Consider the following 13,798-nt stretch of genomic DNA (forward strand, 5'->3'; position numbering starts at 1 on the left):
ACAGCATCACGGCCTCAGCCTTGATCCACTGGTGAAATTGGTCTGGTGTCCGTGTTTGAAATGAAGGAAGTGCCCTCCGATCAGGGAAGATACGAGTTGTCGAGGCTCGAAAATTTCCAGGGGAAGGCCACTTCGCAGGTGTGATTGTTTCATGCGCCGACCGGGACGACGGTCAGGTTCGACGACCCGAATCTCGTTTCGTGCGGAGGGCAGCTCGCACTGGCCCGATTCACCGTCCAGATGCATGCGTCGAAACATCGACCGCCGCAGCCGAGTTGGGTGGCCCGGTGCGTGAGGGTAGTTGATGACGCGCGCCTGCCTGCACCATGCCGATACCCGCCCGGCATTCGATATGACTGATACGTGAACTGATCCTGGGAGGCGCCAAAAGAATGGCTAGGTGGTGGTGCCGGGAACGAACTCGATCGAGACCAAACACTTGGTGGTCACTGTAATTGCGAATCGCAGCTTCCCCCAAGGCTGTTGAGAACTCCAGACACCTGCGGGGTCTGGGGCGAAGGGGGAGGGGCCCTCGGCCACCTCGACGTTGGGGTAGCGCTGCCGGATATCGCCGAGTGTGACGCAGTCGGGTGTAGTCACATCGAATGTTGCGAAGATCCATCCGGTGTTGTTGTCCGCCGCGATCGCCCGGGTCACCGTCACGTTCGGGCCCAGGGTCGCCGGTCCGCCTTCGGACCGAACCTCTGTCACCGCCCGAAGGGGCACGCCGAGCAGTGTTTCGACTCGGGAGCGAGTCAGTGGTGCCTGCCTCGACATCTGCTCGGTGAAGTCCCAGATATCTTGTGCCCGCATTCGTTCGTCCTTGTGCGTACAGCCCACCATGGCCATCATCGCTACCAGTATCCCGGCCACCGCGACGGCACTGTTCGCGAAGCGTGCGGTCCTGCTCACCAACTCGCCCTCCACTTGTCATACAAGTCGCCGTAATATTGCGGGTAGGTCTTCGTTGTTCCTGAGACGATCAGATTCACGTAGCTCCTGGAAAGTTCGTTGATGTAGCGATCACGATCCGGCTCCGATGCGGTGCGCGAATAGAAGGCATATGACTGGAACTGTCCTTCGAAGGCGGGCTGTCCGACTATGCCGATATCAGGACCCATCACGCTCCGAATCTCCTGAGCGACAACGATGTTGTAGAGGGTGGCCGCTCCTTCGTCCTTGAGCACCGAGGCGACGTATGCCTCTCTCGATGAGTATTCGAGCACGCCTTCCTCATACATCGCATGCCCGATCTCGTGGACGATTGTTTGTGCCTGCCCGAGTGTGTGACCTTTGAGGTCCGGATCCAGCCAGATCGTTTTCTCGACGCCCTTGACTGTTCGTGACCCGGCACCAGCATCGTTCGCTACGAGTTTCCATCCTTTGTCGCTGAACAGGGTGCGCCAATCACGCATCAGGGTGGGCGATTTCGACAGGATCTGCCACGTGGCCTCGTCGAGGACATCAGGGCGCGGGATAGGTGGTCCGCGTGGCGCAGCCGTGCTCGTGCTGATTCGCGATGTCGAAGACGGTGGTTGCGCCGTGCTGGACGGGGTCGCCGCCGCCAGAGCCACAACCCCATCACGGTTCGCGGCAAATGATTTGTCGAACTTCTCCTTATCGGCGATGGTGAAGATCGCCGCTCTCACATAGACATCGACAGTGATCTTGCCGCCAGAGGTGGATCCGGGATACGTGATCGGACACGAGATCATGACCGAACTGTCCCGCGCCATGGTGATCGAGATCGGGCTCGTCACACTTCCACAGTTCGAACTGGCGCCGTTTGCCTGCGCAGAGACGTTGTAACCGACTGAAACCTGTTTGATTTCGCCGCGCCGATCGTTGTCGATGGCATTGGTGAGCTGCCACTGCAGCACACATGAGGTCTCGCCACACGGGTTTGGAGTGAGGTCTTTGGTCGTGAGTCGAATCCGCGGATCGCTCGGGTCGATGACGGCCCAAAAGGCTTGCTGCGGAATGTAGTCGTAGAAATTCCGGACCTGGTCGATCGTCATCGCTGCGGCAGTGAGTTCGTATATCGCGGGCGCCGTCGGGTCCGTCGCGTCCGGATCTGCCATGTCGATTCTGTCGACTTGTAATCCGTGTGTCACGACCTGGCCGTCAGTCGGTGTGACGGAACTGCCCAGGTATACCGTCAGATGTCCTATGTGGACCGGCTGCGAGCGGTGGCCGTTGAGGTCGATCGGCTTGCCGACCGAGATCGTCCGGTCATTGTCCGAGGTCGGTCTCAACGACCGAGCGAGCGCCTGCGGCGAGTAGGTCGCTGCCAAATCGTCCCCGTCGGGCAGCAGTTCAGGAGGAGGAGTGATCGACTGGTCCGCGTACATGCCCTTGCCGGACCATTGCCGGTCCGTACCCGATGCCGGCTCGTCGGTGACACCCAACGCCTTCCATGCCGATCGTCCGCCTTTGACGAACGATGTGCCGCCGCCGGCGACGTAGTCGATGAACTTGCCATCAGCGATCGGGAAAGTGCCGACAGCATCGCCAGGATGGGTAACCCAGACATCGACAGGGACTGACTTCCCTTGCGTCGGTAGAGCTATGCCCGTGACATGCAGGCCCGCGGTCCGATCCATGGCGGTGGCAAGATCTGATAGAGCCGCACGCGCACCATCGCCGGTCAACAACTGGTCGTCACCCGACGGACGCGGGTTCGTCGACACGATAGCGAAACTCACGATCGCCACCACCAGCACCACGACAACCGGAATCAACCAGCGAGATCGGGGAAGTGCGAGCCGCGACCATCGCGGTCGAGCGGACGCATCCGGTACCGGCGAACCGGTGACGTCGTCATCAGTGGACACGTCGCCGCCCGGACGCACAGGCCAAATGCAGTCGCAATGCAGTGCAATGCATTTCGGGCTGGACGGACGGCACAACGGCGGCCGGTCGGATTGATCGAAGAATGTGTTGCGGCATGCAATGATCCCCTCGGCCATCAGGATTCGACGGACACCGTAACGCGGCCTGCGTATCTGGCGTTGGCCTCGGAGATGGGTGGCCGATGCGAACTGGCAGGTCGTCGGGGTTTTCCGGACCGGATCACGAATCTCCGGTCCGGATGCCGCTCGCCCTCCATAAGATGACATGGTGGGACGCTCGAACGGTGTCAGCGATGAATCAGCCACGGCGCGACAAGCTTTCGCCTCCCGGCTGGAGGCGTTGTTCGTAGCGGCAGGCAATCCAACGTTGAGCAGAATCTCGAACGCTGCAGCCAAACGAATGCGGGCAGCGCGGCGAGTGAATCAGGGCGAGGTGGCCACGGTGCAGCGGATCAGCGACTGGCGATCTGGCCGTAACGTGCCAGCCAAGTTCGAATCGTTCGAGCCCGTCATGCTGACGCTGATCGACCTGGTTGCGCCGCCCACCGATGAGCGCGCCAGCCTGTTGTTGGATCCATCGATATGGAGGCGAACCTGGGAGGCCGCTTCCGAACCGGGCGACGCTCGCAGGGCCAAGCGACGCCGTGCGATCCCGGGCGACCATGGTCTGCCACCACGCGCCACGGTCGCCCTGCGACGGGACGTGGCTGTGCTGATCGGACGCGACGACGACCTTCGTTGTCTTTCACAGACCGGAGACTCGAGATCGATTTTCGTCGTTGATGGCATGGCCGGTGTGGGCAAGACCGCGTTGGTTACCAGAGCCGCGCATTTGTTGCGCAGCGACTACCGTGACGGATGCTTATTCGTGGAATTGAACGGTCACGCACCGGGCGTGGATGCGACCAGCGCCTTTGACGTCCTCGGGCTCCTGCTCAATGACGTCGGCATCGAACCGCGCCATGTTCCAAGCAGTTTCGAAGGTCGCCGCGACCTGTGGCGCAGCTGGCTGGCCGATAGGCGCGTCCTATTGGTGCTCGACGACGCCAGCGACGAGCAGCAAGTCGAACCGTTACTCCCGCCTGGCCCTGGATGCCTCACCCTGATCAGCAGCCGCCGCCGGATGATCGCCTTGGATGGAGCAAAGCGCGTCTCACTCGAACCCCTTCAGCCCGCAGCCGCACGGGAGTTGTTCTGCGAACTCGCCGATCGACAGCTCGACACATCCACGATGGCGGCGGTGGACGACATCGTCAGGCTGTGTGGACATCTTCCACTGGCCATCGTGCTCGCCGCTGGCCGGCTGGCTCACCACCCGGCCTGGAGCGTCGCGGGTCTCGCCGCAGAGCTCGCCGTTGCCGAGGACCGCCTGGGAGAACTGCAAGCCGGTCATCGCGCGGTCCGAGCTGGATTCACGACGTCCTACCGAAATCTATCCGGTGAACAACAGCGTTTGCTGCGGTGGATCGGACTGGCGCCCGGCGCCAACCTCAGTGTGAATGCGGTGGCAGCACTGGCCGATCTATCGCTTACGACCGCACGACGGCAGCTCGATGCCCTCTACAGCGTACATCTGATCGACGAGTTCGAAGCCGGACGCTATCGGCTGCACGATCTGGTGCGCGAATACGCCCGGACGCTAGCCAGTGAAGATCCAGCGGGTCGCGGAGAACAGGCACTTGCCCGACTGCTCGGCTACTACTTCAGCGTTGCCACAGCGGCGTGCGCGCACCAATTCCGGCCGACCGGCTATCCGCTGCGGGCATTCACCGACCACACAGCCCCCGTATCGCACAAATTCATTGGCCAGGAAGACGCCATACAGTGGATACGGCTCGAGCGCGCGAATCTGCTCGCGTGTCTGGACTACGCCGAACACCATCGACCCGCATGGTTCACAGCGATGGTCGAGACGATGACCGCGTGGCTCGAACGTGAAGGACCCCGCCCACTCGCCGAAGCGCTACACCGACGCGCTATCGCGACCGCCGCGGACCTCGGAGATCGTGTCAGTGAAGCTGCCGGTCTGATCAATCTCGGCTATACGCGCTCGCTGACAGGCGACTACCGCGCCGCGACCGTCAACTACGAGCGTGCTCTGACCCTGTTCACCGAGAGCAGCGACAAGATCGGCGAGGCCACATCCATGCTCAATCTCGGTGCGATGAGCTGGCGCACCGGACACTACGAGGATTCGATCAGACTTTGCACGCGGGCCCTCGCGCACTTCCGCGCAGTCGGAGACCCGTTTCACGAAGCAGTCGCGCTGACCAACCTCGCGATCGCCCACTGGCTGGCCGGCGATGAGGAACTGGGTATCGGACTGCTCCGGCAAGGCCTGCACTTGCGTCGCGAGATCGGCGACACCGCGGGTGAGCTGACCGGCCTGACACTCGTCGGGCTGGCACGGTGGTTCACCGACAGCTACGCGCGCGTCGCGGGACTGTACGAGGAGGTCCTGGAAGTGCATCGCGCGACCGGCGGCGCTGCCGGTGAAGCTTCCTGCCTGACCAACCTGGGAATACTTCGCGGCCGACTCGGCGATGCACGCGCCATCGATGATCTGACGCAGGCCGTGATCCGGCATCGGCAGATTGGCAGCCACATCGGTGAGGCCTTCAGCCTGGTCCATCTCGGGAACGTCCACCGCCGCGGCGGAGACAGCGCCGCCGCGGCCGAGCAGTTCCAGCGTGCTCGCACGCTCTTCCGTGACTTCGGCGATCTCGACGGTGAGGCAACCGTCAGTGTCTGCACAGGTATCCTGCACCGCGACGCCAGCCAGTTCCAGACCGCCGACCAGCTGTTCGAGCAAGCGCTGGCATGCTTCCGAACGCTCGGAAATCGCTATGCGGAAACAGAGTTACTCAACGAAATCGGCCAACTGCTCATCGATACCGGAAGATTCGATGAGGCACGCGCCATCTTCACCGACGCGCTCGCGTTGGCGCGCACGATTCGAAGCCGATTCGAGCACGCCCGAGCCCTCGAAGGAATCGCTCGTTCCTACCCGAATCCCGAAGGCACTCGCACGATTTCACTGATGGTGGAAGCCATCGAGATTTTCCGTCACGTGGGCGCGGCGACCGAAATAGTCACCGCCACGAGCTACCTAGAGCAGATCTCAACAGCGACGCGGCCACCGGACGAGCAGTAGATCTCCTTACCCGGAGGCTGATCCGGCGACTCACCTCCGAGCGGAACTCCTGCCGATCGCACTTGCGGTCGACGGCAGTCGCGCGGACCTTGCATCGACCACATGTCCGGACCGGTGGGCGATGTTCCGGACCGGAACGACGGATCGACCAGGGGTTTCGTACATACCCGCAGAATCCGCGCCTGAGCTCACGAAGCCGCGAAGCGCCTACCGTCCAACTCAGCCCGGTCGTTGACTCGATCGCATACACCGCTCCACGACAGGAATCCCATGCGAAAATCGCTGACGCAAGACAAGACTCCGAGCCGAACCCATCGCAGACACCCGGGCGTGCGGACCAAGAACGTACAGCGGGTTTCCGTGCTCGCGGCGGCCACCCTGCTCACCTGCAGCGCGATGATCCTCTCGACAGGCTCTGCGGCCGCCGCTTCGTGGACCTACCTCGACACAGGATACGGCGTAGGCCTTTACAACCAATACAACACGAGCGGTGGCAAAGTCGGCGCGCCGGACCTTTTTCCGGGAAACCACGACGGCATCTATGCCACCTGTTGGATTGTTGGCCAGTCAATTAACGTCGGCAACATCTGGTACCGCACGATCGCAGAGTGGTACGGCAGCATCGGCACCGAAATAGACTGGGTCGGCTGGACATACGGCGGATACGTGGACGGCAACGGTTTGTTCCGGAGCGGCACTCTGCCGCGCTGCTGATCCCTATACGGCATCAGGTGCCTGGACGGTAGACCGGCTGGCGCGGGTTCTGCTGGCCGATCCACGCCTATGCGCGGACCTGAACGGCGAAATCCCAGAAGTACAGGACGCCTTCGTCTACGTGGCTTTCGAAACTGTGATGCCGTCCGGGATCGCCGATGTGCCTATCGAGCGAATCCTTGAGGTCCGTCGTCGCTACGGAGTCGAATTCGATGCGTTCCGCACCAATATCAGCGAGCAAGCGCAACTCCTCGCTGGGCTTCAAGATGTCCGCGACATAGTTGTTTTCCGCGAGCATCTACATACGGAGGTTCATACCCGTGTGTCAGCGCAACTGCGGGACCTCGAAGAACGACTTCACAGCCTCGGTATGCAATCGGCAAGGTCCGTGGCCAACGTAAAGACCCTCGCTCTCCCGCCGGCCGCAGCGGGTGCCGCAGACTACCTAGGGATAGCGGCCGAGATCACCATCCCGACCGTCCTTGCTGCATGTGTGCTGACCGCCCCGCTTCAGTGGCGCAGCCAACGTCGCGACGCGATCCGTACCTCGCCCGTCGGATACCTGTTCCGCATCGACCGGAAGTTGAATGCAGTAAGTCTGGCCTCGCGGATCGCCCGCCGATGGCCGAGACATTAGACGTCTCCACCATCGGCAACGCACCAGATAAACGCCGGTGGTCGGCACGGAAAGCGGCCTCAGTGGGCGCTCATCTCCCAGAACAGCACCGGCAACACCACTCGCACCTCGTCCTCGATCGGAATCTTCGACCGCCGCTTTCTCGCCACCGGCAGACCCCTTCCTGGCCCGATCCGTCCAGAGCGCGAACAGGGACACGACCACTACGCACACGCGTTCCACCGGCGGAAATGCATATCTGCTGCCCGATAATCGAACATATATTCGTATACATCGGCGTATATCGCGTCAAACTTTCTGGCAGGTCGCCCTCTCCGGACACACCTGGCGTGGATCTCTTTGCATAGCAGAGGAATCCATGCCGCTTTCTTTCAAAGCGCATTGGATCACCTGGTCGGTGCGGGGGTCGCCCAGCTTGATCGGTAGGCGGCCCAGTCTTGGGGTGTGGCGGTGTAGTCGACGAAAATAGCTACACCGAAAGCGGGGCGGTTGGGGTCGGTGCGGCCCAAGCCCAGGCGGATTGCTCGGATTGCTACGTCGACGGTTTCCGCTGAGCTGTGGTGGGCGATGCTATCCCATTGATAGGCCGGTAGGCCCATCAGTAGGTCGACGGATGCGGGCGTCACCTGTAGGGCGAGTGTGGTTTGTTGGGCGACGTAGCCGCCGTACATGAACCGGTAGGGCATGGCCGTGTCGTAGGACATCACGGCGACTTGATTCACCCGGCGTGCCGCCGCCGCGAAATACGCTTGCGACCACCATTTTTCATGCCCGACAGCGGCGAGGTAGGGGGCGTGCAATCCGGGTAGTGGGTCGATCTGGGGAGCGGCGATCGACAGCAGGGCGTGACGGCCCGTGGTGAGGGCGTGGGCCTGGTCCAGCAGGGTGAGGAAATCGGCGGTGTCCGAGCGGATCGGCTCGAAATCGTAATGCACACCGTCGAATCCGAGATCCAGTAGCTGTCCGGTCGACGCGAGGATATTTGCCCGCACATCGGGGGCGTCGAGATGCAATTCGTCCGGGTATTCCGGGGCGACGAAGTTCCCCAACCAGGCCTGCACCCGGGCATTGGGAATTTCGCGGTGCACGGCATCGATAAACCATGACGCGTTGGGATGCCGGTCGTCGGGGAGGCTGCCATCGGAGTCGAGCGGACCGGAGAAGACGTACAAGTCTTTGATGCCGCTATCGGCCAACTGCGCCTTCAGTGCAGCGACGTCGCCTTCGTCCTTGCGACCATCGATCCACTCGTGCCCGAGCCACAGCGCGTCCCGACCCCGAGTGTGCGCAGTCGGCGTCCCCGCATACTCCAGCCGCAACCCGACCACAATTCCGCCAACCACAATGGCAACAAGCCCCACCACAGCCAGCCCGGCAATCCATGTCCGTCGCCACCACAGCGACCATCGCATCCGGTCCCCCGTTCGTCCCCGAACGCCCGAGCCTATGGCACGGCGAATAGCCTCGCCCGTCAAGCCGATCAAGTTGCCAGGGAGTTCTCACTAGAGAGGCGCGAATCCTTTGCGGTACAGAGGATTCGCGCCTATCGCGTTGTGAGCGACCCTAGATCTGGATGACGGGGACTTCGTCGAGTTGGATGAGGCTGGCGGGGCCGCCGGTGCTCAATGCCGGGATTGAGGCGATGAATTCGTGGACGTGGCGGGTTTGCAGGTGGGCGTTGAATGCGGCTGCGTTGGTGTAGATCTCGTAGAGGTAGAAGCGGCCGGGCAGGTCGCGGGCCTCGTAGGCGGTGAAGGTGACGCAGCCGGGTTCTGTCCGGACGGCGCGCACGAGTTCGACGATCCGCTCCCGGAAGGCGTCGGCCAGACCGGGTTTGGCGTCGAGGATCGCGATCATGGGGCGCGGGGTCGGGTCGCCGAGGTCGACGTGCAGATTGCGGTGGCTCAGGGTCTCGGTCAGGAAGTCGTCCATCGTCACAGCTCCACTCGCACACCGGGTTCGATGATCCGCACCGTCGTGTCGGGGGCCAGCTTCCGTGCCGCTTCCAGGAAGTGGCGGGGGTCGCGGTCGCTGCTGGTAATGAGCCGGTCCCCCAGCCAGCCCTTGGTGAACGCGTAGTGGTGCGGGATCGCCACCTCCGGGGCGAGGATGGCGGTCAGTTGCGCGGCCTCCTCGGCGTTCATGACGACCTGCATGTTGTGGGCGGGCCGCACATGTAAACCGTTGGTGGGCAACAGCGCCAGCGACATGTGGCCGAGCCGCTCGGGGATCTCGGCGAGTTCGGGGATCAACAGGGTGTCCCCGGCGAAATACACCGCGTCCGCCCCGGCCCGCAGCACGAAGGTGACCTCGTGCACGCCGTGTTTGCCCGGAACCGCGGTGATGGTGACGCCGCCGATCTCGGTCTCCTGCCACTCCTCGAGTCCGGTGACGTTCGTGAATCCAGTCCGATGGGCATGCTCGACCACGGTCTCGGCGACCACGAACGGGACCGCATGATCGCGGTAGGCGGCAAAGGTTTCCAGATCGCAGTGGTCGTAGTGGTCGTGGCTGATCAGCACCGCGTCCAGCCGCGGCAGCTCATCGATGCTCAGGGCGATCGGTTCGCCCTGGTAGTAGCCGGGCCGGGTGCTGAACCACGGGTCGGTCAGGAAGGTGCGGCCACCGATTTCGATGAGATGGCAGCTGTGGGTGACGCGCGTGACGGCGATGCTCGACATGATCAGGTCCTCTCGAAGGTCAGTGCGCGAAGGCGGCGAAGTCGGTGTCGGCGCAATCCCAGATCGCGTCCATAACCAGCTCGGGGGTTTCGAGTTGCGGGGAGTGTCCGGTGGCGGGCAGCAGCTGGAAGCGGGCCAACGGGATAGCGGCGGCGTAGGCGCGGCCATAGTCGACGTCCGCGATCCGGTCGCTGTCGCCCCACAACACCAGCGTCGGAATCTCCAGGCCGGCCAGTCGTTCGGCGAGACCGGGATCGGTCATCGCCGTGCCCGCGTAGACGCGCAGCGCCTGCTGGTTGCCTGCGGCGATCGCCTGCGCGGCCGGGGGCAGGGTGGCCGGGTCGATGCGGAACCTGTCGGGGTCATGGAAGCCGAGTGTGAAGACTTCGTCCATGGTGAGTGCGAAGAAGTCGGCGACCGGATGCCCGGCCACGGCCAAGCCGACGGCGTCGATCAGCACGATCCCGCTGACCCTCGGATTCTTCCGCAGCGCGATCTCGGCGGCGATCCAGCCGCCCACCGAATTGCCGATCACGGTGACGTCGGTCAGGTCGAGCCGGGCGAGCAGCGCATCGTAGAGCGCCGCCAACCCCGTAATGCTGTCGAGTGTTTCGGGCCGGGGCGTCCCGCCGAAGCCCGGATGGATCGGAACCAGCACCCGCACCGCATCGCGGGCGGCGAACAGTTCGGCGAAGCCCTGCACCGACTGCGGGCCGCCACCGCCGTGCAGCAGCAGAAACGGTTGCCCGGCACCGTATTCGGTGACGGTCACCTCGACCGGGCCGTCCCCGGCGGGCGTCACGGTGTGGATTGTCGTGTGGGACATCGGAATCTCATTTCGTGGTGGGGTAGACCTGCTGAATCGAGAGTCCCGCGATCACCGATATGCAGCCAGGGCCGACCTGTCCCACCCACGACCAGCGGTTTTTCCGCCTGCGGGGACGAGATCCCCAGGAGTACAGTGGATTCCTCGCGCAGCCTTCACACCGCGACAGACTCGGAATCGCCATGGCCACAACGCACAGCTTCGGCCCACTCCTGCGCGAGTACCGTGCCCGCGTGTCACCGGCGGATCTGGGCCTGCTCACGACCTTGGGGACCCGCCGCACGCCGGGCCTACGTCGCGAGGAGCTCGCCGAATTGAGCCGCGTCTCAGCGGATTACATCAAACGCCTGGAGCAGGGCCGCAGCCGCGCATCCGCCTCGGTGATCAACGCGCTCGCCCGGGTGCTGCGCCTCTCGCAGGCCGAATACGAGCAGCTGTGCGCCCTGGCCGGGCACACGATCGTGCAGCCCGGCGCGGTACCGCACGTCGTGGACACCGCGACCCGTCAACTGCTCGAGCGCTTCGACATGCCCGCCGCGATCTATGACGCGGGCTGGACCCTACTGGCCTACAACTCCCCCGGCGTCGGATTGTTCGGCGAACCAGCGCCCTACGGCAGCCACGGCAGCAATATGGCGTGGCGGTTCTTCATGGAACCCGCCAACTTCGTCTGGGAATCCGACGCCCAGGCCAACCAGTTCAAAACCTCCCTGGTCGCCGACCTGCGCGAAGCCGCCGACCGCTACCCGCACGACGAGAACCTCGCCAAACTCGCCGCCGAATTACGTTCCGCCCACGGCTATTTCGACGAACTCTGGACAACCGCGGCTCCCACCAAGCTCGGCGGCACCCGCGGCATCACCCATCACCCCGGGGTCGGCACCATCACCCTCGACGCCAACGCCCTGACCGTTCCCGGCACCGATCTCAAGATCATGCTGTTCACCGCCGAACCCCACACCCGCGACGCCCACCGCCTGTCCTCTCTCGGCGACAACCACCACCGCCGGCTGTACTACCCGCAGTAATCACCTACCAGGTCCAGCGCGGGACCTCGCGGAGCGGGTGCAACTGTTCGTCGGTCTCGGCGTGCGAGTTCTGCATCGCGACGTGGGAGCCGAATTCGACATGCGAGATGACCGCGGAACGGAACGGCTGATCGTCGGGCAGCCCGGATTCGTCGAGTGCCTCGACATACACATCGACGAAGCGCTGACGCTGCTCCTCGGTCAGTTTGAGTCCCCGGTGCACATCGATGATGTGGGAGAACCCGAGTTTCCGAGTGAATCGGTCCGGTCCGCCGAACGACTCGGCGGTGAACCACGTCAAATGATCGACGTGAGTCGGCACCCGCTCGGGGAACACCTCGCGTAAGACGGGATCGGCCAGCGCCTTGGCATAGAAGATCTCCTCCAAGCGGTGGATCGCGTCGTCCCCGCCCGCGTGCTCGTAGAGACTCTCCATCGCGACCTCCAACGCCGATGCCGTCAAAGCTTGTCGTCCAGAACCGATTTCGAACTTACTTCACCGCGAGAGACCTTTGCCACCACATACGGTCGGTATTTTCCTTCAGTTATCGCACAGGAATGGTCGGTAACCTGCGCCGGAGCATTCGATTCAGCGTGACTTGGAGGAACTGATGGGCCGCGACTGGTCGCAGTCGGGTGGAAGTGGCTGGGAGCCACCGCCTTCGAATCCGCGCGCGGTGCCGCCCCAGAGTCCCCCGCCGCGCCGGTCACCACGGCGATGGTGGCGGATCATTCGACGAGTGCTGGCGCTGATCGTCGTGCTGGCACTGGTGCTGACCGGGTATTACGTCTATCTGCTCGCGACCACGTCCAGCGCGATGGCTTCCTCGAATGCGCTGGACGGCGCACCCACCTCGTCCAACGGTACGAACATCCTGTTGATGGGCCTGGACACCCGCAAGGACCAGAATGGTCAGCAGCTTCCCGATGCGGTGTTGACCGCGCTGCATGCGGGAGACGGGAACGAGGGTGGCTACAACACCAATACCCTTATCCTGATTCACATTCCGTCCGGCGGCGGCAAGGCGCAGGCCTTCTCGATTCCTCGCGACGACGCGGTGCAGGTGCCCGGCTACGGCACCCTCAAGATCAAAGAGGCCTATGGCAACGCCAAGGCCGACGCCGAGGATGCTGCGGCCAAGAAGGGTGTGACGGACCCGCATCGGCTGGAGTCCATCGGCCGCGAAGCCGGGCGCAAACTGACACTGCAGACCGTTCGCACCCTCACCGGCGTCTCCATCGACCACTTTGCCGAGGTCAGCCTGGCGGGCTTCTACGATCTGGCGAACGCGCTGGGCGGCGTGCAGGTCTGTCTCAACAATGCGGTGGACGATTCGGCCTACTCCGGCGCGGTCTTCCCGGCGGGCACGCAGACCCTCAATGGCGCGGAGTCGCTGGCATTCGTGCGGCAGCGCCATGGACTACCCAACGGTGACCTCGACCGCACGCACCGCCAGCAGGCGTTCCTGGCGTCGGCGTCGCACAACATCCGCGGCCTCGGCACAATCCTCAACCCGTTCCGGATGAACAGCATCACCGACGCCGCGAAACGGGATGTCGTTCTCGACAGCAGATGGAACGCGCTGTCGATGGCAACGCAATTGCGTTCGCTCACAGGCGGAAACATCGTTTTCCAGACGCTCCCGATCGAAGGCTTCTACACCGTGAACGGCGAGGACGCCAACCGCATCGACCCGGACAACATCCGCGCGATCATCCAATCCACCTTCTACGGCGCGAAATCCACGACCGCTGGCGATTCCGTCGCGCCCACCGCAGACCCCGGCTCCGGCCCTGCCAGCGACGCACCCAACGGCTCCCCGGTGACCTCGAATTCGGGCGGCGGAGTGCCCTGCGTGAACTGACGAACCGTCGGAGACGCCCACCGTCTGCCGCTGCGAATTCC

Annotated in this window: 12 protein-coding genes; 5 read left to right on the top strand and 7 right to left on the bottom strand. The window is 63.5% G+C overall.

Annotation, left to right across the window (positions count from 1 at the left end):
* Positions 1-396 precede the first annotated feature (396 nt).
* The gene (locus tag ACYVN4_RS25145; protein ID WP_460724446.1) at positions 397-912 is read right to left on the bottom strand and encodes a hypothetical protein; all 516 of its coding nucleotides are present in this window, start codon (positions 910-912) and stop codon (positions 397-399) included.
* On the bottom strand, positions 909-2,969 hold the full coding sequence (locus tag ACYVN4_RS25150; protein ID WP_460724447.1) for a hypothetical protein: 2,061 nt from the start codon (positions 2,967-2,969) through the stop codon (positions 909-911). Before ACYVN4_RS25150 ends, ACYVN4_RS25145 begins: the two co-directional genes overlap by 4 nt.
* Positions 2,970-3,120: 151 nt before the next feature.
* On the opposite strand from ACYVN4_RS25150, the gene ACYVN4_RS25155 reads away from it, so the two are divergent.
* The 3 genes from ACYVN4_RS25155 to ACYVN4_RS25165 all read left to right on the top strand — a co-directional run bounded on the left by ACYVN4_RS25155 (position 3,121) and on the right by ACYVN4_RS25165 (position 7,357).
* Complete coding sequence (locus tag ACYVN4_RS25155; RefSeq protein WP_460724448.1) at positions 3,121-6,006, top strand: ATP-binding protein; 2,886 nt, start codon at positions 3,121-3,123, stop codon at positions 6,004-6,006.
* A 330-nt stretch (positions 6,007-6,336) separates the two neighbouring features.
* Positions 6,337-6,720, top strand: a complete 384-nt coding sequence (locus ACYVN4_RS25160) for a hypothetical protein (RefSeq protein ID WP_460724449.1) — start codon at positions 6,337-6,339, stop codon at positions 6,718-6,720.
* A gap of 52 nt (positions 6,721-6,772) precedes the next feature.
* Complete coding sequence (locus ACYVN4_RS25165; protein WP_460724681.1) at positions 6,773-7,357, top strand: DUF6236 family protein; 585 nt, start codon at positions 6,773-6,775, stop codon at positions 7,355-7,357.
* Positions 7,358-7,743: 386 nt separating this feature from the next.
* On the opposite strand, the gene ACYVN4_RS25170 is transcribed toward ACYVN4_RS25165, so the two are convergent.
* The 4 genes from ACYVN4_RS25170 to ACYVN4_RS25185 all read right to left on the bottom strand — a co-directional run bounded on the left by ACYVN4_RS25170 (position 7,744) and on the right by ACYVN4_RS25185 (position 10,864).
* Positions 7,744-8,769 carry a glycoside hydrolase family 18 protein gene (locus ACYVN4_RS25170; protein ID WP_460724450.1) on the bottom strand — a complete coding sequence of 342 codons (1,026 nt, stop codon included), beginning with the start codon at positions 8,767-8,769 and terminating at the stop codon, positions 7,744-7,746.
* Positions 8,770-8,920: 151 nt separating this feature from the next.
* Positions 8,921-9,289, bottom strand: coding sequence for a putative quinol monooxygenase (locus tag ACYVN4_RS25175; protein WP_460724451.1), 369 nt, complete (start codon positions 9,287-9,289; stop codon positions 8,921-8,923).
* A gap of 2 nt (positions 9,290-9,291) precedes the next feature.
* Positions 9,292-10,038, bottom strand: a complete 747-nt coding sequence (locus tag ACYVN4_RS25180; RefSeq protein WP_460724452.1) for an MBL fold metallo-hydrolase — start codon at positions 10,036-10,038, stop codon at positions 9,292-9,294.
* A 19-nt stretch (positions 10,039-10,057) separates the two neighbouring features.
* A complete protein-coding gene (locus ACYVN4_RS25185) occupies positions 10,058-10,864 on the bottom strand; it encodes an alpha/beta fold hydrolase (protein ID WP_460724453.1) in 807 nt (268 codons plus the stop codon).
* A gap of 182 nt (positions 10,865-11,046) precedes the next feature.
* Here ACYVN4_RS25185 and ACYVN4_RS25190 point away from each other — a divergent pair, with 182 nt between their 5' ends.
* On the top strand, positions 11,047-11,892 hold the full coding sequence (locus ACYVN4_RS25190; protein WP_460724455.1) for a helix-turn-helix domain-containing protein: 846 nt from the start codon (positions 11,047-11,049) through the stop codon (positions 11,890-11,892).
* Positions 11,893-11,896: 4 nt separating this feature from the next.
* On the opposite strand, the gene ACYVN4_RS25195 is transcribed toward ACYVN4_RS25190, so the two are convergent.
* Positions 11,897-12,328, bottom strand: a complete 432-nt coding sequence (locus tag ACYVN4_RS25195) for a group II truncated hemoglobin (RefSeq protein ID WP_460724456.1) — start codon at positions 12,326-12,328, stop codon at positions 11,897-11,899.
* 304 nt (positions 12,329-12,632) lie between these two features.
* On the opposite strand from ACYVN4_RS25195, the gene ACYVN4_RS25200 reads away from it, so the two are divergent.
* Complete coding sequence (locus tag ACYVN4_RS25200; protein ID WP_460724457.1) at positions 12,633-13,757, top strand: LCP family protein; 1,125 nt, start codon at positions 12,633-12,635, stop codon at positions 13,755-13,757.
* The last annotated feature ends 41 nt before the right edge of the window (positions 13,758-13,798 follow it).

The sequence above is a fragment of the Nocardia heshunensis genome, assembly GCF_054782115.1.

Excerpts from the sequence above, each read along its gene's own strand:
- ACYVN4_RS25180 (WP_460724452.1), bottom strand. The coding sequence starts at position 10,038 with ATGTCGAGCATCGCCGTCACGCGCGTCACCCACAGCTGCCATCTCATC.
- ACYVN4_RS25175 (WP_460724451.1), bottom strand. The coding sequence starts at position 9,289 with ATGGACGACTTCCTGACCGAGACCCTGAGCCACCGCAATCTGCACGTC.
- ACYVN4_RS25170 (WP_460724450.1), bottom strand. The coding sequence starts at position 8,769 with ATGCGATGGTCGCTGTGGTGGCGACGGACATGGATTGCCGGGCTGGCT.
- ACYVN4_RS25190 (WP_460724455.1), top strand. The coding sequence starts at position 11,047 with ATGGCCACAACGCACAGCTTCGGCCCACTCCTGCGCGAGTACCGTGCC.
- ACYVN4_RS25150 (WP_460724447.1), bottom strand. The coding sequence starts at position 2,969 with ATGGCCGAGGGGATCATTGCATGCCGCAACACATTCTTCGATCAATCC.
- ACYVN4_RS25185 (WP_460724453.1), bottom strand. The coding sequence starts at position 10,864 with ATGTCCCACACGACAATCCACACCGTGACGCCCGCCGGGGACGGCCCG.
- ACYVN4_RS25195 (WP_460724456.1), bottom strand. The coding sequence starts at position 12,328 with ATGGAGAGTCTCTACGAGCACGCGGGCGGGGACGACGCGATCCACCGC.